Source organism: Streptococcus oralis subsp. dentisani (genome assembly GCF_002096685.1).
GTDB classification, from domain to species: domain Bacteria; phylum Bacillota; class Bacilli; order Lactobacillales; family Streptococcaceae; genus Streptococcus; species Streptococcus oralis_AD.
The window spans coordinates 322179-342989 of record NZ_NCVA01000040.1 but is presented as its reverse complement, the minus strand read 5'-3'; the positions used below and the strand labels follow the sequence as shown (position 1 = coordinate 342989).

General features: G+C 39.8%; 15 protein-coding genes. 7 read left to right on the top strand and 8 right to left on the bottom strand.

Annotated features, from left to right (window positions below; genetic code table 11):
- Nucleotides 1-155: 155 nt before the first annotated feature.
- On the top strand, nucleotides 156-632 hold the full coding sequence (locus tag B7705_RS06205; RefSeq protein WP_084948480.1) for a glutathione peroxidase: 477 nt from the start codon (nucleotides 156-158) through the stop codon (nucleotides 630-632).
- Nucleotides 633-974: 342 nt separating this feature from the next.
- Nucleotides 975-7382: an alpha-L-fucosidase gene (locus B7705_RS06200; RefSeq protein WP_084948479.1), complete on the top strand. Its 6408-nt coding sequence runs from the start codon at nucleotides 975-977 to the stop codon at nucleotides 7380-7382.
- Nucleotides 7383-7744: 362 nt separating this feature from the next.
- On the opposite strand, the gene B7705_RS06190 is transcribed toward B7705_RS06200, so the two are convergent.
- The 7 genes from B7705_RS06190 to B7705_RS06160 form a co-directional block, all read right to left on the bottom strand.
- The gene (locus B7705_RS06190) at nucleotides 7745-8038 is read right to left on the bottom strand and encodes a DUF5960 family protein (RefSeq protein ID WP_084948477.1); all 294 of its coding nucleotides are present in this window, start codon (nucleotides 8036-8038) and stop codon (nucleotides 7745-7747) included.
- On the bottom strand, nucleotides 8031-8393 hold the full coding sequence (locus tag B7705_RS06185; protein WP_084948475.1) for a hypothetical protein: 363 nt from the start codon (nucleotides 8391-8393) through the stop codon (nucleotides 8031-8033). The genes B7705_RS06190 and B7705_RS06185 overlap by 8 nt, the downstream gene beginning before the upstream one ends.
- Nucleotides 8390-9805, bottom strand: coding sequence for a Y-family DNA polymerase (locus B7705_RS06180; protein ID WP_084948474.1), 1416 nt, complete (start codon nucleotides 9803-9805; stop codon nucleotides 8390-8392). Before B7705_RS06180 ends, B7705_RS06185 begins: the two co-directional genes overlap by 4 nt.
- 3 nt (nucleotides 9806-9808) lie before the next feature.
- A complete protein-coding gene (locus B7705_RS06175) occupies nucleotides 9809-10495 on the bottom strand; it encodes an XRE family transcriptional regulator (protein ID WP_084948472.1) in 687 nt (228 codons plus the stop codon).
- A 204-nt stretch (nucleotides 10496-10699) separates the two neighbouring features.
- Nucleotides 10700-11665 (bottom strand): hypothetical protein, encoded by a 966-nt coding sequence (locus tag B7705_RS06170; RefSeq protein WP_084948471.1) that lies wholly within the window; start codon nucleotides 11663-11665, stop codon nucleotides 10700-10702.
- A gap of 541 nt (nucleotides 11666-12206) precedes the next feature.
- Nucleotides 12207-12827, bottom strand: coding sequence for a hypothetical protein (locus tag B7705_RS06165; RefSeq protein ID WP_084948469.1), 621 nt, complete (start codon nucleotides 12825-12827; stop codon nucleotides 12207-12209).
- 49 nt (nucleotides 12828-12876) lie between these two features.
- A complete protein-coding gene (locus B7705_RS06160) occupies nucleotides 12877-15570 on the bottom strand; it encodes an SEC10/PgrA surface exclusion domain-containing protein (protein WP_084948468.1) in 2694 nt (897 codons plus the stop codon).
- Between the two features lie 131 nt (nucleotides 15571-15701).
- On the opposite strand from B7705_RS06160, the gene B7705_RS06155 reads away from it, so the two are divergent.
- Entirely contained in the window at nucleotides 15702-16040 is a 339-nt protein-coding gene (locus B7705_RS06155) for a helix-turn-helix domain-containing protein (RefSeq protein WP_084948466.1), read from the top strand.
- 109 nt (nucleotides 16041-16149) lie between these two features.
- Here the strand turns inward: B7705_RS06155 and B7705_RS06150 are convergent, their stop codons facing one another.
- Nucleotides 16150-17037: a hypothetical protein gene (locus tag B7705_RS06150; protein WP_084948465.1), complete on the bottom strand. Its 888-nt coding sequence runs from the start codon at nucleotides 17035-17037 to the stop codon at nucleotides 16150-16152.
- Nucleotides 17038-17325: 288 nt separating this feature from the next.
- Here B7705_RS06150 and B7705_RS06145 point away from each other — a divergent pair, with 288 nt between their 5' ends.
- From B7705_RS06145 to B7705_RS06130, 4 genes are all read left to right on the top strand, one after another.
- Nucleotides 17326-17706, top strand: coding sequence for a hypothetical protein (locus B7705_RS06145; RefSeq protein ID WP_084948463.1), 381 nt, complete (start codon nucleotides 17326-17328; stop codon nucleotides 17704-17706).
- Nucleotides 17707-17893: 187 nt separating this feature from the next.
- Nucleotides 17894-18259, top strand: a complete 366-nt coding sequence (locus tag B7705_RS06140; protein ID WP_239822339.1) for a Maf family protein — start codon at nucleotides 17894-17896, stop codon at nucleotides 18257-18259.
- 1 nt (nucleotide 18260) lies between these two features.
- Complete coding sequence (locus B7705_RS06135; RefSeq protein ID WP_084948460.1) at nucleotides 18261-18983, top strand: ATP-binding protein; 723 nt, start codon at nucleotides 18261-18263, stop codon at nucleotides 18981-18983.
- Between the two features lie 416 nt (nucleotides 18984-19399).
- Nucleotides 19400-20764 (top strand): Rep family protein, encoded by a 1365-nt coding sequence (locus B7705_RS06130; protein WP_345789019.1) that lies wholly within the window; start codon nucleotides 19400-19402, stop codon nucleotides 20762-20764.
- Nucleotides 20765-20811 lie beyond the last annotated feature (47 nt).

The window sequence follows — 20811 nt, the reverse complement described above, 5'->3', positions numbered from 1 at the left end:
TTTAGCTATATAGGCCTATTATACCATGTTTCATAAAAGGAGCATCATTTTGTCCTGATTTATGTACAATTGTGTATTATTTTGACAACTTCTCTCATCCAACTCGACGAAAAAGGTAAAAACTGTTACAATGTAGAAAAAGAAAAGAGGCCCTCATGACCAGTATATATGATTTTTCCGTTTTGAACCAAAATAACCAAGCAACTCCCTTGGAGAGCTATCGTGGCAGGGTTCTCTTGATTGTCAACACTGCTACCGGATGTGGTTTAACGCCCCAGTACCAGGGGCTTCAAGAACTCTATGAACGCTATCAAGATCAGGGCTTCGAAATATTAGATTTCCCTTGCAATCAGTTTATGGGACAAGCACCCGGCAGCGCTGAGGAAATCAATAGTTTCTGTAGCCTACACTATCAGACCACTTTCCCTCGCTTTGCCAAGATCAAGGTCAACGGCAAGGAGGCAGATCCTCTTTATGTTTGGCTAAAAGACCAGAAGTCTGGCCCGCTAGGAAAACGAATCGAATGGAATTTTGCTAAGTTTCTCATTGGTCGAGATGGGCAGGTCCTTGAGCGCTTCTCTTCTAAAACAGACCCCCAAACCATCCAAGAGTCTCTTCAAAAAATACTTTAATTTCTTTTTAAAACGTATCCTTTCATTTAGTTTGAGCCCTGAAAGGATGCGTTTTTTCTTTAAAAAGTAACTGATTTTCTTTAATTTATATTTATTTTTTTGCTTTTTGCTATTGCAATTCTTTCATTAATTTAGTATATTTGTTATATTAAAAGTTTTCAGTCATTTTAAGGGAGAAATGACCTTTTAAATTTTTTTATCTTAAAATGAAAGCGCTTTATAAACAGGAGGTAAGGTGGCTTACAAATTATCAGAGAGTTTTTTCATTAAATCAAGTTGCAACCAAGTCAGACTTGGGCTTGGGCAGTAGCTGACTGCCTTTCTAAAAACTAGGAGTATATTATGAATCGATACCTTTTTGAAAAAGGGCAAACATTTAGCATTCGGAAGTTGACTGTAGGTGTGGCATCTGTTATCGTCGGACTGGCATTTTTTGCTTCTGGAACTGTGCGTGCAGACGAAACGTCTCCTACCACGACATCCAATTTAGATCAGCAAATGAAACAAGTCGCAGATATAGAAGAGACCAAGGTTGAACCAGTCAAAGAAGAAGGCCGTGTAGAAGCTGAAAAACAAGAAACACCTATTGCCGATACCAACAGTGCTGACTTGCTCCCTGAAGACATTCAGGACCGCGCCTATCCCGACACACCTGTCAAAGAACTCGATACGACTACTATCGTTGACCAGAAAGCTAGTCCAAAAGTAGAAACTAAGAGCATTCTAAAGGACAAGGAAGAAGCTCCAAAAGAAGCTGAGAACGGAAACCGTGCCATCATTAACGGTGGACAAGACCTCAAACACATCAACTACGAGGGACAACCTGCTACTGCTGCTACTATGGTTTACAGCACTTACAACGCAGGGGAACAACGCTACCTCGTTTCAGGCTCAGGTATCTTCGTAGCCCCTAACCTGATCCTTACCGTTGCTCATAATTTCCTAGAGGCCAATAAAGAAACTGGCGAAGGTCACATTCGTGGTGGAAAATCTGCCCAGTTCTACTATAACGTTGGTTCAAACAGCGAAAAGAAAAACTCACTGCCATCTTCTGGAACTACGGTTTTATTCAGAGAAAAGGACATCCATTTCTGGAACCAGAAAGAGTTTGGAAAAGGTTATAAGAACGACCTTGCTCTTGTAGAAGCTCCTATTCCTCTTCCGATTGCTAGTCCAAACAAAGCAGCAACCTTTGCGCCTTTAGCGGAGCACAAGACACATCAGCCGGGAGAAGCCATCAGTACGATTGGCTACCCAACTGACTCGAGCTCAAAAGAACTGAAACAACCTATCCTAGCTGGTCAGCTTTACAAGGCAGATGGGACCATCCGATCTGTTGAGTCCTATGATGATAAGGGAACGACTGGTATCACCTACAAAACCACTTCTGTATCTGGTTTGTCTGGTGGCGGGATTGTCGATAGCCAAGGAAAAGTTCTGGGTGTTCACCAACACGGAACCGTTGACAATGGTGTCGCTGAAAAGGATCGCTTTGGTGGCGGACTCGTCCTTTCACCTGAACAACTGAAATGGGTTAAGGACATGATTGCCAAGTATGGTGTGAAAGGCTGGTACCAGGGAGACAACGGAAATCGTTACTACTTTACTGATGAAGGGCGTATGCTTCGGAACGAAACAGCTGTTATCGGAAGCAACGAATATTCCTTCAACCAAGATGGGATCGCTACCTTGACCAAGGGAGTTGAGTACGGCCGTGTGGTTATCCAACACGAAGACGAAGAAGGAAATCCTGTCAAAGATAATGACACCTTCATCGAACAGACAGCTGTTGATTCGCCATTTGACTATAATTTCAAAAAAGAAATCGAGAAAACGGACTTCTACCAGAAGAATAAAGACAAATACGAAATTGTATCCATTGATGGCGTAGCAGTCAATAAACAGCTAAAAGATACTTGGACTGAAGAGCACAATGTTGTCAGCAAAGCGCCTGCCGGTACACGTGTCATCAAGGTGGTCTATAAAGTCAACAAAGGCTCCTTCAAAGTTTACTACCGTCAAAAAGGAACAACTACTGAACTAGCGGAAGCGACAGTTGATAACAATGACGGCCAAGAGTATGATGTTTCCTTTGTCAACACCTTCCATGCAAAAGACATTGCTGGCTACCGTCCAGTCAAGGCTAACTTGGAAGCAACTATCCAGCAAAAAGGGGTGAATGAGGTCGTCTTTGAATACGAGCCAGTCGCTGATACGGCTAATCCAACGACTCCGACTCCACCAGTTGCTCATCCAGAAGATAAAGAAACTGAGATTGGCAATCATGGACCTCTCCCAAGCAAGGCTCAACTCGATTACCACAAGGAAGAATTGGCAGCCTTCATCCACTACGGAATGAACACCTATACCAATTCTGAATGGGGAAATGGGAAAGAAGACCCTCGATACTTCAATCCAACCAACTTGGATACTGACCAGTGGATTCGCACTCTGAAGGAAACGGGCTTCAAACGAACCATTATGGTTGTTAAACACCACGACGGATTCGTTGCTTACCCATCTAAATACACCAACCATACCGTAGCTGCTAGCCCATGGAAAGATGGAAAGGGTGACCTTCTCGAAGAAGTTTCCAAGTCTGCTAGCAAGTACGACATGAACATGGGTGTTTACCTATCACCATGGGATGCCAATCATCCTAAATACCATGTTGCAACCGAAAAAGAATACAACCAATACTATCTCAACCAACTGAAAGAAATCCTTGGTAATCCGAAATACGGTAACAAAGGGAAATTTATCGAGGTTTGGATGGACGGTGCGCGTGGTAGCGGTGCCCAAAAAGTAACCTATACCTTTGATGAATGGTTCAAATACATCAAAGAAGCTGAAGGAGATATCGCTATCTTCTCTGCTCAGCCGACAAGCGTTCGCTGGATCGGAAATGAACGGGGAATCGCAGGTGACCCTGTATGGCATAAAGTCAAAAGGGCCAACATCACAGACGATGTGAAAAATGAATACCTCAACCATGGTGACCCAGATGGTGATATGTATTCTGTAGGGGAAGCTGATGTTTCGATCCGTTCAGGCTGGTTCTACCATGACAACCAACAGCCAAAATCACTCAAAGAGTTGATGGACATCTACTTCAAGTCCGTTGGTCGTGGAACCCCACTCCTTCTCAATATTCCACCAAATAAAGAAGGAAAATTTGCAGATGCGGATGTGGCTCGCTTGAAGGAATTCAAAGCAACCCTAGACCAAATGTATGCGACTGACTTTGCCAAAGGTGCCACCGTAACAGCAAGTTCGACTCGTCAAAACCACCTCTACAAGGAAAGCCACCTCACAGACGGTAAAGATGACACCAGCTGGGCGCTCTCAAATGATGCCACAACCGGTAGCTTTACAGTCGATTTGGGGCAAAAGAGACGCTTTGACGTCGTTGAACTCAAGGAAGATATCGCCAAAGGTCAACGTATCTCTGGTTTCAAGATTGAAGTTGAAATCAACGGACGTTGGGTGACATACGGCGAAGGTTCGACCGTTGGTTACCGTCGCTTGGTTCAAGGCAAGCCTGTAGAGGCACAAAAAATTCGTGTAACCATCACTGGTGCTCAAGCAACTCCAATCTTGACTAACTTCTCAGTCTACAAGACACCAAGCAGCATTGAAAAGACAGATGGCTATCCTCTTGGACTTGAATACCACTCAAACACAACGGCAGATACAGCCGGAACAACTTGGTACAATGAATCTGAAGGTGTTCGTGGCACTTCTATGTGGACCAATCAAAAAGATGCCAAAGTCAGCTATACCTTCACAGGAACCAAGGCCTATGTCGTCTCTACAGTCGACCCTGGTCATGGAGAAATGTCCGTCTACGTTGATGGTCAAAAGGTTGCAGATGTGCAAACTAAGAATGCTAGCCGTAAACGCAGCCAAAAAGTCTTTGAGACAGGTGATTTAGCACCAGGCCAACACACTATTACTCTTGTAAATAAAACAGGCGAACCAATTGCTACTGAAGGAATCTACACCCTAAATAATGATAGTAAAGGGATGTTTGAACTCGAGTCTACCAACTACGAAGTCGAAAAAGGAAAAACCGTCACTGTTAAGATTAAACGTGTTGGTGGAAGCAAGGGGACTGCTACTGTTCGCTTCATCACAGAACCTGGAACTGGAGTCCACGGTAAAGTTTACCAAGATACAACTCAAGATGTGACCTTTAAAGATGGAGAAACAGAAAAGACTGTTACCATCCCAACGATTGACTTTACAGAACAAGCCGACTCTATCTTTGACTTCAAAGCCAAGCTCACTTCTGTCACTGATGGTGCCCTGCTCGGTTTCGCTACCGATGCAACCATCCAAGTGATGAAAGCTGAATTGCTGATCAAGGACCAAACAAGTTATGATGACCAAGCTAGTCAGTTGGATTACAGTCCTGGCTGGCACCATGAAACCAATTCGGCAGACAAATACCAAAAGACTGAGTCTTGGGCTTCCTTTGGCCGCTTAACCGATGAGCAAAAGAAAAAGACAACTGTCACAGCCTACTTCTACGGTACTGGACTTGATATCAAGGGCTATGTCGATCCAAATCATGGCATCTACAAAGTCTTCCTAGATGGCAAAGAAGTTCCTTACCAAGATGGCATGGGAAATGCTTCAACTATTGATGGCAAGAAATACTTTAGCGGTCGTGCAGCCCAACGCCAAGGCAATCAAACTCTGGTTAGCCTAAAAGGTCTGGACGAAAACTTGCACGCAGTCACCCTTCAACTAGATCCTGATCGAAACGATTTGTCTCAAAATATCGGTATTCAAGTGGACCAATTCATCACTCGTGGCGAAGGTAGCGAACTCTACAGCAAGGCAGATATCATCCAGTCTATCTCTAAATGGAAGGATGATTTGTCCAACTTTGACCCAGCAGGCTTGAAAAATACGGCTACTGCACGCCAAGCTTTCCAAGCAAATCTAGAAAAATTGAGAAACCAACTCAGTGCTGATGCAGTGAATGTTCAAGAAGTCATGTTGACGGTCAGTGCCCTACAAGATATCCTATCCAAGGATGAGAACTATCAAAGAGGACAAGAGGAACCTAGTCCAGAGCAACCGGAACAGCCAGAAGAACCTGAGAAACCTGACCAGCCTGAGCAACCAGCTGAACCAAAACAACCGGAAATTGAGTATGATAAGGCTATGGACAGCTTAACACAAGCTATCGAGAAAAAAGTCGCTGAGCTTGGATCCAACAAGGAAGCTAAGAAGAAATTATTAGAAATTGCTGACCAAGCCATTGCTGCAATCCAAGAAGCTAAAACTCAGGAAGCAGTCAATCAAGCGCTAGAAACTGCTCTCGAACAAATCAGCAAGCTCGAAGCAACCCAGCCTGAAAAACCAGCTGAGCCTGAAAATCCGGCTGAACCTGAGAAACCGGCTCAACCTGAAAAACCAGCTGAGACTGAGAAACCGGCTCAACCTGAAAAACCGGCTGAACCAAAACAACCGGAAATTGAATATGATAAGGCTATGGACAGCTTGACAAAAGCTATCGAGAAAAAAGTCGCTGAGCTTGGATCCAACAAGGAAGCTAAGAAGAAATTATTAGAAATTGCTGACCAAGCCATTGCTGCAATCCAAGAAGCTAAAACTCAGGAAGCAGTCAATCAAGCGCTAGAAACTGCTCTCGAAAAAATCAGCAAGCTCGAAGCAACCCAGCCTGAAAAACCAGCTGAGACTGAAAATCCGGCTGAACCTGAGAAACCGGCTCAACCTGAAAATCCAGTTCAACCTGAAAAACCAGCTGAGACTGAGAAACCGGCTCAACCTGAAAAGCCAGCTGAACCTGAGAAACCGGCTCAACCTGAAAAACCGGCTGAACCTGAAAAACCGGCTGAACCTGAAAAACCGGCTGAACCTGAAAAACCGGCTGAACCTGAAAAACCTGCTGAGCCTGAAAAACCTGCTCAACCGGAAAATCCTGCTCAACCGGAAAAACCTGCTGAGCCTGAAAAACCTGCTCAACCGGAAAATCCTGCTGAGCCTGAGAAACCTGCTGAACCTGAGAAACCTGCTGAACCTGAGAAACCTGCTGAACCTGAAAAACCGGCGCAACCGGAAACTCCAGTTCAACCGGAAACTCCAGTTCAACCGGAAAAACCTGCTGAGCCTGAAAAGCCAGTTCAGCCTGAGAAACCTGCTCAGCCTGAAAATCCGACTCAACCGGAAACTCCAGCGCAACCTGAGAAACCAATTACTTCTTCAAGTCCTGAGGAAGGGGTTAAAGACCTTGTCTTTACACTTCCAAGCTTGGAAATCGTCAATAAGGTCGTACCGTTTAAGACGATTCGTCGCGAAAACCCACAATTAGACAAAGGAAAAGAGCAAGTTCTATCAGAAGGGAAAGACGGTCTCTTAGTCGAGTATGTTGAAGTGAACGGTAACAATCGCAAGGTTCTCCAAACAGAAGCAACTCCAGCTCAAGATCGAGTGATTGAGGTAGGTAGCAAACAAAGCTCAGTTGGAACAGAGGCACCACCAGTTGTGACTCTTCCTGAGTATGTTCTACCAATAGAGACTGAAAAACCTGCTCCAGTCGTAACAGACAATTCACCAGCAAAAGATGAAAAAGTTCCTGTTACAACTACAGTTAAACAAGATAAGGAAAGACAACTCCCAGCAACTGGGGAACAAGAAACGAATGCCTTCCTCTTCTTGGCAGCCATTACTTCTATCTTGTCTCTCCTCATCTTCCAAAAGAATTTTAAAGACTAATAACAATCTTTGATTGATTCTTTCCCATTATTTCAGTTCCCCCGTTGAGAAGACCATTCGGTCTTCTCTTTTTCTATCTGTAAAATTAAAAAACATCCACAAATACACATGGATGTTTTGGTATGAATCTATAAAGTAAGATGATCATTGAGAATAGGTGTTCTCAAATCCAACTACGTTTTCAAATAAACGCTCATCTAAAAAAGAGAGTGGGCCTTGCCTTATCTCATCAGAACTACCATCATAAGTTCTGCAAGAACTCCACAGATAAAAGATGGTGTTTCGAATTCCAATACCATGAGATCTTCTGACGCTCACAAGCTATCTCCCCTAGATCAGACTTCCCTCTCCCACATCTAGATCTACTGACTACTATTTTCGAGTCCAGCGTATGCATAGGTTCGATTTCTGGGACACTCTTTTTCCATCACCACCCTAAAGTAAAAGCGATGCTCCCGCCCATCCTTAGCATTTTCCTTGTTTAAGACAAAGTAGTTTTTCTGATTCATCGCCATAGTGCGTAGGATGTCATCGATCAAAAAAGTCAGTGGTACATTCATAGCAGAGTATTTTTGAAAATCCTCTTCAAAACGAATATAGGCATCAGAAAAATAATCCATCTGCAGTTTGTTTTCATACAACTCTTTTCTAGTCATACACTCCCTCCTCCCACAGTCGAATTTCGAGAACATCTACAATCTCTATCAGTCTATAGCCCTCATTGGTCCTAATAGATAGAGTTTGAGGTGATAATTCGCTTACCTTGCCGACGATAGTCGTTTTTTGTTTCTTTTCCTTGACTACAAAGTATCCCTTTAGTTGCCCGACATAAAGCTGCGAAAGCAAGAGTAGCTTCTCAACGGAATTCAAATCTGTCGAAAAAGCAACCCGATTTTTTTCTTCACCGAGTGAACTAGTATGCTCTGAGAGGAAAAAGCCCATCCACTTCTGCATCCCTGGATCTTGATAGTCACGCGCAGATGGAAAGGGTAAATAAGAACGATCAATCATTTTAAACCATCTAATCCTCCAGCAGAATGCCCCCCAATCAACTTGCTTCTAGCAAGACTCCTAGAGGCTTCTTCCAGTGCATTGGCCTTTAAGAGGGACGTAAAACCAAATTGTTCCCGAATGGAGTCAATGGCTGTCTGGAGCCTTTCTTCTTTTTCTAGCTTATCAACATCATCAAAGAGGGAAATCAAGCCAAAGGACTCATCCACAAATCCTGAATAATTGACTCCGACACTTCTGACCGCTCCAGAAGTGTATTTATTATGAAATAGCTTCAAAACATAATCCGTTAAGATAGCCGTATTATTGGTAGGTTCGACCTTCATTTGTGTGTGAATAGACGGCCTGACCTCCTGTTTAGAGAAACCAAGATAGATAGAGACAAGGGTTGTTTTCTTTCCCGCCCTTCTCAATCTAATAGCCACCTGCTCTGCCATTTCTCGGAGAATAATTTCAATATCCCGTAACTTCACGTAGTCTCTCGGTAAAATTTGAGAATTTCCCAACCCCTGGGACTTGGCTTTATAGGGCTTATGAACATTGCTCTCATCAATCCCGTTAGCATGAAACCACAAACGCAGGCCAGCCTGCCCCAGAGCTTTCTTTAGCTGGTCTGGATTACTGGTTGCCAATTCCTTGATGGAAAAAATCTCCTGAGCATGCAAGCGTTTCTCCATCCGCCTGCCAATCCCCCAAAAATCCGTCATCTTGGGAATGGCCCAGACTTTCTCTTCCACGTCTTGATAAGACCAATTGGCCCTCATGGTCGGGGTGTGCTTGGCCTCATTATCCAGTGCCAACTTGGCCAGTAAGGGATTGGCATTTGACATACCCACTGTAGAGTAGATCCCTGTCTGCCTCCAAATATCCCTCTGAATACGAGCAGAAAGCAGATCCAGCTTGTCTTTGCGAGAGAGACTCTTGTCTGGGATGAAATAGTTGAGCGAACTGGTCAGATCGATAAAGCCCTCATCGATAGAGTAGGGATAAATATCATCTGGGCTACCATAGTTTTGAAAGATTCGTTGGATTTCCATATTGACTGCGATGTACTCATCCATCCGAGGAGGGACAATCAAGGTAACTTGGGCCCAATCTTCGATGTAGCGAACATAGTCTGAGTCAGTTGGCAAGCCTTGCTTTCGAGCATTGTAATAGGAAAATTTGCGCGTTTTGATATCAAAAGGCAGATCATAGGCCCGACCAACATTTGACTTGCCAAAAATCTTCTTAAACATGGGAGAGGAGGCTAGGATAAGACCAGTTGAATTATCCGCGCGACTCATGACACAAAGTGAGGTCTTCAGCGGATGCAAGCCCCTTTTCACACACTCGACACTGGCATAAAAGGATTTCATATCGACAAAGGCAATATCACTTTTGGGCTCTCTGGAATAATCAAAGTAGCCCATGAGCTAGCCCTCCATTGGCACAAAATTCCCAACGATAATCCCCACAATTCGAGGATCTTCCTCATAGGAGATGAAAATATCCTTGTATTTGGGATTGATAGAGACCAGACGCAAGCCATCTTCCTCACGATAAACCCGTTTGATATAGGTCTGGTTGTTGCAAACCACTGCATAAACCGCCCCACCATAATCAAATCCTGCTTCCCGAATCAGAGCCACGGAACCATTTTGATATTTAGGTTCCATGGAGTCCCCAGATACCCAGGAAGCAAAATCATGGGCTAGCTCTTCATTAAAGTAGACGGTATCAAAATTTCTATCGTCATATACCGAAGCCCCGATCCCTGCTGACATGCGTTCATAGACACGGTACTCATAGAGGCGCTCTGGCATGATCGTCACCTTCTGAGTTTGTTCCTCTTGAGCTAGGTTGCGAGCATAAAGCACAACCTTGTCCTTCCCTTGCTTGGAGAGGCTATTGTAGAGACGGACAATCTCAATCTGAGTAAAATACCCTCTTGCTACCTTTAAAATATTCTCTAGCTGGGCAACCTTCTCCTTGGATGGTTCCTTAATTCCACGTTCCCAAGCCGAGTAAGCCTGAAAACTAATCCCTAATTCCTCTGCAATTTCCTTCTGTGTCAGTTTTAACTCTTTCCTCCGAGCCTTGAGTTTTTCTGGCTGATACATACTTCACCTCCTAGTGTGATACTTTATTGAGAATATCTCTCTTAGAAAGACAAATCGATGGTTGAGCTTACACCTACAAAACTAAACCAAATTGGTTTAGTTTTATTATATAAAAAAAGTGGACGATTGTCCACTGGCAAAATAAAATTTTAACAGACACACCTGGAAATTATGAACAAAAAACTGGACTAGACCTAGCAACTCCTACTCTAATTTTTGCAACAGCTTTACAACTTGACGATTATCAATCCTCACATAGTATACACCACTATCACTGACAAGTTTATCCTCCTTATACTTAGCAATCTTTACAGCATAAAGACCTATTGGTAGGGGCTGGTTGGCAAAAAATTCCTTCATGAGCACTTCAAGCTCTTTAAGATAGTCATCATACAAGAGATCTCTTTTTTCTTTTGGAACGAAATACTGAAATTCAAACGTCGGTATAAAAATCTCTTTTTGGAAAAGATATTGAGCATCCATTGGATACATTCCTTGCAGAGCTTGGCCCTTGCTTTGATTTTCCTCTAATATTTCATTATAAAGATAGATATTATCAGATTGGTTATTAAATTCAAAACTAATACCTTGATATTTCAAATCAGGCAGTTTAGGATCTTTGATTGAACTGTCCAAGCTTTTTAAAAATTCGCTGGTGCCTGGACTAACCTCAATCCCTAAATAGGCTAATTCTGGGAAAACATCATAAATTTTTTTATAATTCTTGTAATCAACCTCTGCATCTGTCTTTCTATATGTTTTATTTTCCGAAAAGCGAGTATAGTATTTAAATCGAGTTTTAACCTGATAGGTTTTTCCAGCTATATTTTCACTATAGGTACCATGGATTATAAATCCTCCCACACTTGTATAGTTTTTCTCGTATTTTTCTAACTCAAACTGTCCTGTAAGACCGTAATTTTGATAAGAACGATACACAGCTTGCTCAATCTCAGTTCGACTTGCATGGGCAAACAGCCCCCACATATCCATTAGAGCAAGAATAGGACTACTCATTGTGAAGATTACGATTGGGATCACTATGGATAAGCAACCTATTAATAGCCAATTTCTTTTCTTGGGATTTCCTCCAGTTTTTTTACCAGTTTTCTGTTTCCTTTTTAAGATTAGAATGAGCAAAACCAAAAGCACTAATACTAATAAAACCAAGCTACAATCTCCTTTTACTTTGGACAGTTGTTAACAGGTAGATAGGAGACTGACAGAAATACTCGTCTCACCTGCTAACTTATCCTGAATTCCATAAACTCGTCTGAAACGAGGAGCAACCCTTGTCTCATTATACCACATGAGCAATACCGTGGGAAGACGAGAAAAGAAAAAAACACCCCATGGTGTGAACCATGAAGTGCTTTGAAACGTTGATGTAATCGTATTGATTAACGTTTTGAGAATTGTGATGCTTTACGAGCTTTCTTAAGACCTGGTTGGGGCACCACTTATTTCATCTAATTTCAAAGTGCTTTAAAATCAACGTTTTCATAAGTTTTCAAAAAATAAAATTTCAACTAATTTCAATCAGTTTCATTAAAATAAGGTAAACTTTCATCAAAAATAAGCAAAAATCGAACCAGAATATCAAAAGTTTCCCTTATATAAAATTTTTACATATCAGAACAACATCATAGAAAAGAGAGCATAGCGCTCTCTTTTAATTTATCACTATACATGTTTGATGAACAACTTTTTCCTATTCCAACAATGTATACTCTCCACTTTCCAACAAATCTATTACTTTTTGTACAAATTGTTTTGAAAGTAAATCAACAATATCTGCCCCACGAGTTTGAAAGTCTTCATCTATCTCTTTGATTTCTAATTGAGAATTTTTTACTCTTTTTTCATCAATTGGAGAATGAAAACTATATTCACCTATTTCATAGTACAAAAAATAAAGATATTCTTTCTTACCTAAACTATAATCAAAAAATTCAATTTCCTTGTTAGTGTCATAGTCATAGTAACTATTTTCCCAAACTATAGCATTTCTTTTTTCGTTATATAGCTTTTCATAATTTTTTTCATAACTATAGACTCGTTGTTTTTTCTCTCCTATAAATTGCTTATGAATCATTGTTGGTTTATATTTACTCAATAGTTTTTCTTTCATATCATAGTATTTTTCCATATTTTCTTCAGCATTTTCAATGTTATTTTGCTGATGTAAATAATATCTTGCGTTTTTATATTCTTTTATCTTGTCACGATAGTTTTTAGCTCGCTTATTTACAGAGTATATACATTCTGCAATAATAGCATTAGTGAGTTCTTTTCGTTTAAGTAAATCTGAGTATTTTTTAGGAGTTCTCATATCATAGATCCTTTCATTTATTAAAAAGAGGGGGAACCCCTCTTTCTTGCTATCTATATTTTCGTTTTCCTACCAAAGCTAGTAGTCCAAGACTTGCCCCAAGTACTGCTAGGAGATTCGATTCTTTCGTTCCAGTATTTGGAAGTTGTTTCTTAGGCTCTGCTTTTGCATTTGTAGCTTGTGCAGGCGCTTGATATGTTTTATCGCCTGTAGTGCCTACGGTTACTTTTTCTGCTTTGTAATCCACAACATTACCCTTACCATCTACAACTGGCACTGGTTGGTAGCCTGCTTTTTCAAGTTCTTTACGTTTGGCTTCTGCAAGGGCTACCAAGCGTTTTGTTTCTGCTTCTTCAAACTTGGCTTTGGCAGTTTCATAAGTAGTCTTAGCTCGATCTGCTGCAAGGCTTTTCACTTCGTAGTCTACTTTGGCTTTATTTTGTGCCTTGTAGGCATCTTTAAGCTCTGCTTCTGCTCTTTCAAGTTCTGCTTTCAACTCAACCAAACGAGCTTTCGCACCTTTAAGGTCTGCAAGCTCTTTTTCTGCTTGTTTAACGGCACCTTTTGCATCTTGAAGTGCTTTCTCAGCAGTAGATACCGCTTGGGCTTTGCTCTTAGCAATCGCTTCAAGTTCAGCCAGCTTATCTTCTTCTGCTTTAAGTGCTTCTTGTGCAGTTTTAAGAGCTTTCTCAGCGTCTTTAAGTTTTGCTTGCGCATTTGTAAGAGTTTCCTCTTTTGTAGCTTTTGAAGCAGTCAAGTTATTGACAAGAGCATTTGCATTTGCAAGAGTCACAACTGCCTTATCATGACGTTCTTTTGCTTCATCAAAAGCCTTTTGTGCGTTTGCAAGTGGGCTTTCCCCACTCTTCAATGCAGACAAAGTAGTTTGTGCATTTGTAAGAGCAGCTTTCGCATCTGACTCTGCTTTTGTTTTCGCTTCAAAAGTTGCTTTTGCATTGTCGCGAGCATTCATAGCATCAGATAGAGCTTGGCGAGCTTCACTTAACTTACGCGCAATTACTTCATCGCTGAGTGGGTTTGCAATAGGCTTTTTATCCCATGTAGAATTGTCGAGATAAGAACCACGAATAGCAGTCAAGAAATGAGTTGTATAAAGCTCATTCGTTTTGCTCTGCGCAACCCCACCAAAGTAGATAGTTTCATGAGCTGAGTCGAACTGAAGGATACCCTGAGTGTGAGCGTAGTCACCCTTAGTTGAAACGAGCATGAGGAGGTCATTATACAACTTCTCTTTCATCTCTCCAAGAGTCATACGGTAAACACCGTCAGCATCATCAAAGTGGTGATAAGTATAAGTCGTTACAGTATTCTCGTAATATTGACTTCCTTTGTTCTCTTCCTCTGCATCCGTTGTAGGCATGCCATACTCTTTAGCTACCTTATTGACACCAATAGCATAGTGTCCAACACCACCGCGAGAACGGTATGCATCTTTCATTGCTTTAGAGAAGTCGGCTTTGACATACTCTTTTGCAACCTTATCTGCAAATTCAAGAGAAGTTTTTGAAAGAACAACATCTGGAAGTCCGAGTTGGCGACGCATTTGGTTGATAAGGTCAACTACATAGTAGTTCAACTCGTCTTTAATCTCTTGTGGGAGATTGTTAACGTCATAACGAGTTTCATCTGCTTGGTCTGCTTTGCTTGGAACGTATTTGTTCAGTTTCTTGTGGTCTACTTGAGAAGTAACGATACGGTTATAAATCTCGTCACTCTTAGCATTACGCTCTTCCTCAGTCATTTCAACACCTGCTCGAATTTGACGAAGGAACTCCATTTCATCTTTCACAGCTTGAATGAAAGCTGGAGAGAGGGTAATCGTTTGTTTCTTAGAGCTATCTTGAAGAGCATCAAGTTTAGATACCGCTTGGTTATAAGTAGCAGTTGCACTGTCAAGGTTAGCTTTTGCTTCTTTAGTTTCTGCTTCTGTACGCTCTACTGCTTTTGTAGCAGTCTTAACGGTCTTTTCGGCTTGGTTTAGTTGGTCAGCAAGCTCACCATCCAACTTCTTAGCTTCATTAAGAGCAGTTTGAGCATCTGCTTGCTCTTGTTTGCTTTCTCTTTCTTCCTTAATTGCTTTGTCTTGCGCTTCTTTAGCTTCTACAAGACCAACCCCTTTCAAAGCATCCTCAGCGCTTTTAACTTCAGCTTTAGTATCAGCTACACCAGTTTCAGCTTGAGTCACTTCAGCTTGCTTAGTACCAACAGTTTTGCCTTGAATAGCAACGTTACGGTCTGCATCGTCTTGTGCTTTTTGAGCAGAAGATACCGCTTGTTCAGCAGTTGGAACACTTGCTTTTGCAGTTTCCACTTTCTTCTCTGCACCTTGGATAACTTCAGGGGTTGCTTTGTCCGCAATCTTTCGAGCGTCTGCTTGAGCTTGTTTCAAGTCCGCTACTTTCTTTTCTGCCTTATCAGAAGATTCATTCGCTTTATCCAAGACTTCTTTAGCCTTATCGGCATCTTCTTGGGTTTGTTTAGCAGTAGCACCAAGTTCAGCGACTTCTTCCTTAGTAGGAGTTTTCACTTCCACTTTCTTAGGCGCTTCTTTTTCAACCAAAGCTGGTTCGGTTTTAGCAGTTGTAGGCAATGGAAGCTCTACCGTATCTGCGTGAGCAGTTCCGATTGTGCTGACAAGACCAGTTGCTGCGATGGCTGAAATAACTGCACCTGTATACAATTTTTTAGTAGTACTATGACTATTTTCCATAGTTTTTGACATCTATAAACTCCTTTGTACAATGCCCTATGCATTTTATTAAATTATAGTACTATTTTACCATACTTTTTTGTTTTTTGGATAGTTTATTATACTTATTTTTAGAGAAAACAGATAGTAAAATGGTAGATAACATGGAATACAATAAATTACAAAAGCATATCGCATTTCGCATACGTGAGTGCAGAAAAGCACAGGGATTAAGTCAAGAAAAATTATCTGAAATCGCTGGGCTAGGTGTCAAAGCGATTCAAAATATAGAAAACATGAAGTATGATTTTAAGATAAAAACTCTTGAATCCGTAATCAAAGCCCTAAATCTAACGGTCGAGGAGTTCTTCAACCTACCATCATTTGAATCAGAGCGAGAAGATTCTCCAGAAATACTTTTTGAAAACTTAACAAAATTACCCAAAGATAAGCAAGGAAAAATTATATCTTCATTTAATGAGATTGTAAAGAATATCAAATAAACCCAGCCAAAATAATTTTGGTTGGGTTTTATTTTACAGTCTTGCTTATTTTAATAAATTTCTCTTTTTTAGTTACTCACTAATAGCTACTTGAATTAATGGATAAAGTTCAATTTGAGTCTGAACTAGCTAAATAGTATTTTTTTGATTTATACTTATCTAATTGTTTTTCACTACGATTCTTTTGAGAAGTATCAAGTTTGATACTACCACTTTTTCTATTAAAAATATAATCATCTCGTTCAATGATGGTCTCAGAAATAAAACATGGTTCAAGTAAATCATCAATCTCTTTTTGGCTTTTCTCATTCATCAAAGATTGTTTATTGACCTCTTCCTTAAATTGTTCTATAAAAGCTTCCGCATTTATTTGTAGCTCCTCGCTATTTAAATAATTTGAGTTGACATGACCTTTGGCTTTATGTACTTCATCAATTAATTCTGAAAAATTTGTGATAACTTTTGAATTAGCTTTAAAAAGTCGTTCAAGTGTGTTTAATACAGTATCAAACAAACCTAATTTATCTAGTAACAGAGCAATTTTTCTAACATTGTCTTCCTTATTCTCAAAGAATTTCTTTAAATAATCTTCAATTGAAGCATCATTTTGTTCACTTAACTGAATTATTCTAAATACTTTTTCAAATACATCACTATCAAAGCGTTCTAATATCTTATCAACTAAGTTTATACCATATTTTTCTTGATGAAGCTTAGGGATTTTTAATTTTGAATATGCAGAAGCAAGTCCAATATATGATAAATCATCTTGATAGATAGTTTTAATTAAAGATAAATACCGTTTATATGAAGCTAAAGATACAAGTAATTTACGGTACAGTTCAGTTCTTTCATCGTCCTTTATCATAAGATACTTATTTAAAAAACCAGTTGCAGAAAGATTATCCTTCTGTTGTTGCGTTTTAAAAATCAATGGATAATATTTTAAAATGAAATCTATTTGAGCTTCTTTGTTTAAATCATTAAAAGATAACATGATATCACTCCTTCTAAATAGGCTCAAAAATAATATAACACATCTAATGAAAAAATACAACAAAAAATAATCAAAAGGCTCAAAAAATTAATCGCAGTCTAAGAAAAGAATTAAAACAACGTTTATAACAGGCTCAAAAAATAAATAAAATTATGACACCTGTTTTTGATGGAAATCGTGAGAATTTGCTTGAGTTAGTATCAAAAATATAGTATGCTATGTCTATAAAAGCTTTTATAAAAAAACAAATCGTCGACTCTAGATAAGACGATTAGAAAGAGGCTATATATGGCTTTACAACTAGGAGTTAGCGAACACTCAAGAAAATTCGCAGAAAGCATCGCACCCGAAGTAGAAGTCCCTTCTGTTGCAAGAGTAATAGATTATTCTCAAGGTATCTTGAATGAAGGTCAGGAAAACCAACGAACTTGGGCTTCACTAACATGCGTAGATAAAAAACTCTACGATAAGTTTGCTAGCATTGGACAAGAGGACTACTGTCCAACGTTTAAAGTCAAGTTGAAAAACTATCAGAGCGAGAACTTAGATAGTTTGATTAACGCTGACATCGTACTTAACAAGTATGAGTTATCATTTGTGCTTGATAAACTCAAACAGCCCGTCGGACTAGCTCTTGTCACTGAGCTTGGTGACATTTCGCTCAAATAGAAAGAGGTGGCTTATGAAAAAAATCTTAAAAAAACTAAATGAGCTAGAGTGGTATTATCAACTTTTCATAGCTTTAATTAGTTTCGTTTTACTTGCTCTTCTTATCAAGTTTTTAATATGGGTAGTTCCCATACTCTTGGGGTTCGTAATTCTTCTCGCGGTTGCAACCCAAGGAGAAATATTTTCAATGGCTTGGCAACGATACAAACAGAGAAATCAAACCTCTGACAATCTTTTGTACGAGAAGTTATATCACTGGTTGACAGAAGAAGGTGTGACAGAACTGCCAATCTCTTCCTTAAATTTCACCCAAGGGGTAGAAGTAGATGAACCAGGTACTTACTTTGTTCACATTAACAAAGAAATCTCTGACGAAGTCCTTGAAGACTTTGAAATGAAAGTAAGACAATTTGTAAAGACTATGTCAAATGGTTCTACAGATAGCGTTGTGAAGCGTGCTAAGCGTGAGCCCTTTCTTGCAATCAAAGTTCGTTTAGTGTCAACTCATGACATGATGCTAATGCAAAAACCTCAGAGAGAAGAGGACTTCTAGCATGATAAAAAACGTTTTCGAGGTCAATAGCAGAGGTCAACCAACCTCTGCATCTATTGACATTAACCGATTTTTCGCATGGATTATTGCAGGCCCGTCTGGTTCGGGAAAATCCACTTTTTTGAGAAGACTTTTAGGACTCATTTCATTTCATGATACAGATGCCGAAGCTTACTTTTTGGATTTTAAAGCAGATGAAGAAATGTTTTCAATGACTAGTGACCATGTCACAAGAGGTTTTAACTGTCTAGAATTGTTCGAAACAGTCTACCAACGTTTTGAAGCTAGACTTGATAAGCAAGAACAAAACTCGCATAATCTTTACATAATTTTTGATGAGTGGCAAGCTTTTCTCGCTTATCTTGAGCAAACCGACAAGAAAAAACATAAAGATGTTTTATCAAAAATGTTAATGATGAATAGCATGGGTAGGAGCCTAGGTTTACGAATTATTTTGTCCAGTCAACGTTTCTTGATGTCTGATTTACCAGGGCGGTATAACTTCAACTGTATAATTTCATTATCTACTAGTTTTCTCATGTCTACGAATAACAGGCAGCTTCTATTCCCAGATATGGAAAAAACCGAAGTTGTCGTAAAACCTAGAGGATATGGCTATTTCCAACTTGAGGGAGAATCTGTTAAAATGTTTCGCACTATTCAAGTAAGAGACGAGGGTCGGTTAAATCAACGGATGCAAGAGCTATTCTCAAGATATAGCTAGCGATTTTTCTGCTACACTTGTTTAGCGCGACAGTAAACTTATTTTGAAGTTTCATCATCGGTTTAGTGTCGGCACGACATTACCAGCAGAAAAATGCCTATTCGCAAGGGCTTGAGGGGTGGAGATTTTTTAAGCGCAACGATGCCAAAGGCAGGGAGTGAAGCGCCAAAAAATACTACCCCGTCCCTTGTTGAATTGGCAAGCGTTCTCGGTTCGATGATTTATCATCGGGCAGAAGAGGCTGGGGTTTGGGGTAAAGCCCCAAGAATTACTACAATTTAATTTTCAATTATTCTACGCACATGTTAGACTGGGCTTGTCAACGGTCTAACACTAGAATAATTAAAAGAATAATTAAAGAATAGTTAGAAAAGAAAGGTTTAATATAAATGACTTCAAAGAAGAAGGAAGCACTTTTGACTTCTGTAGCAATTACACAATACTTTGAGACGAAATATTGGAAAAACGGTTGGGATGAAGAACTCATTAAATCCGAAAATATCGAAAAAATTCTTGAGGAAATTGTCAGAAGAGTTAGTGAAATAGCAACTGTTTCCGAGGCATACGCAATAAAACACGACAAGGACACATCCATCGGTTTTGACAGTGTAACTAGAACAACAACTACCAATCTGAAAAAGCCACATATTCACGCTTTACTCAAGTTTGAGAAAGGTGCAACACTAACTGATTTAGCTTTACAAATCGGACTAAAACCTCAATATCTAGAAAAAGCGAAATCTGGAAGGTATGGCTACGATAACTTACTGGCTTACTTAGTTCATGCAAAAGACAAAGATAAGTATCAATACAGCCCTGATGAAGTATTCACTCTAACAGGTAAAAACTACTTAGAAATTTATCACGAAAGACAAGGAAGCTGGCTTAAAGGAAAAGCAAAAAAGGAAGTGCTACAAAGTTATGAGGATATCGATTTATTAATTGATAACATTCTGAACGGGAATATTACGAAAAAGGAAATACTACTTAATAAACAATATCATACTCTTTATACAGTTCATAAAGTTAAAGTAAACGAAGCAATTAAAAGTACTGGAGAAATTAAGTGCGCAAAAACAAAAGATGAACTGGAAAACGGAGAGTTTAAAAAGACAATCTTATTCATATATGGAGCTTCTGGACTTGGCAAGTCAACATTTGCAAAAGAGATAGCAAAAAGTCTTATTCAGTTAGCAAAGCTGAATAATAAAAAATGGCAATCAGTCCTGACCGCAGGCACAAATATGTTTGATGAAGTAAACGGAGAAGAGATGCTACTACTTGATGATGTCCGAGGAGATAGCTTAACTGCTTCAGATTGGTTAAAAGTTTTAGATCCATATAATATTAGTCCTATCTCAGCACGTTATCAAAATAAAATAGGCGCTGCCAAAGTCATTATCATCACAAGCTCTAAACATCCTTTGACCTTCTTCTATCATACTAAAGGAAATAATCGTGAGGATTTATCACAATATGTTCGAAGAATTGAACATCTAGCAACGTTAAAGGGTGTGGGGGATGAAACTATTTTTTATGAATCTCACCCTACAAGAACATTGAACAATCTGAGACGAATCCCAGAGATTGGATGTGATACTTACTTATCTTACGATTTTACACCTGATAACGAAATGAAAAGTAAAGAAGAGCTTCTATCCATGTTAGTTTCAAAAGTGGGACTCAACAATCAATGGGATTTATGGGAGTACGACAAAATAAAAACCCCATCCGAAACTTTGGCGAGCGAGGACGAGGTTGCAGATAATCAAGAAAAGTAAGTAGGGTATCTCTTGATACCTCTATTATACCATACATTGGAGGAATA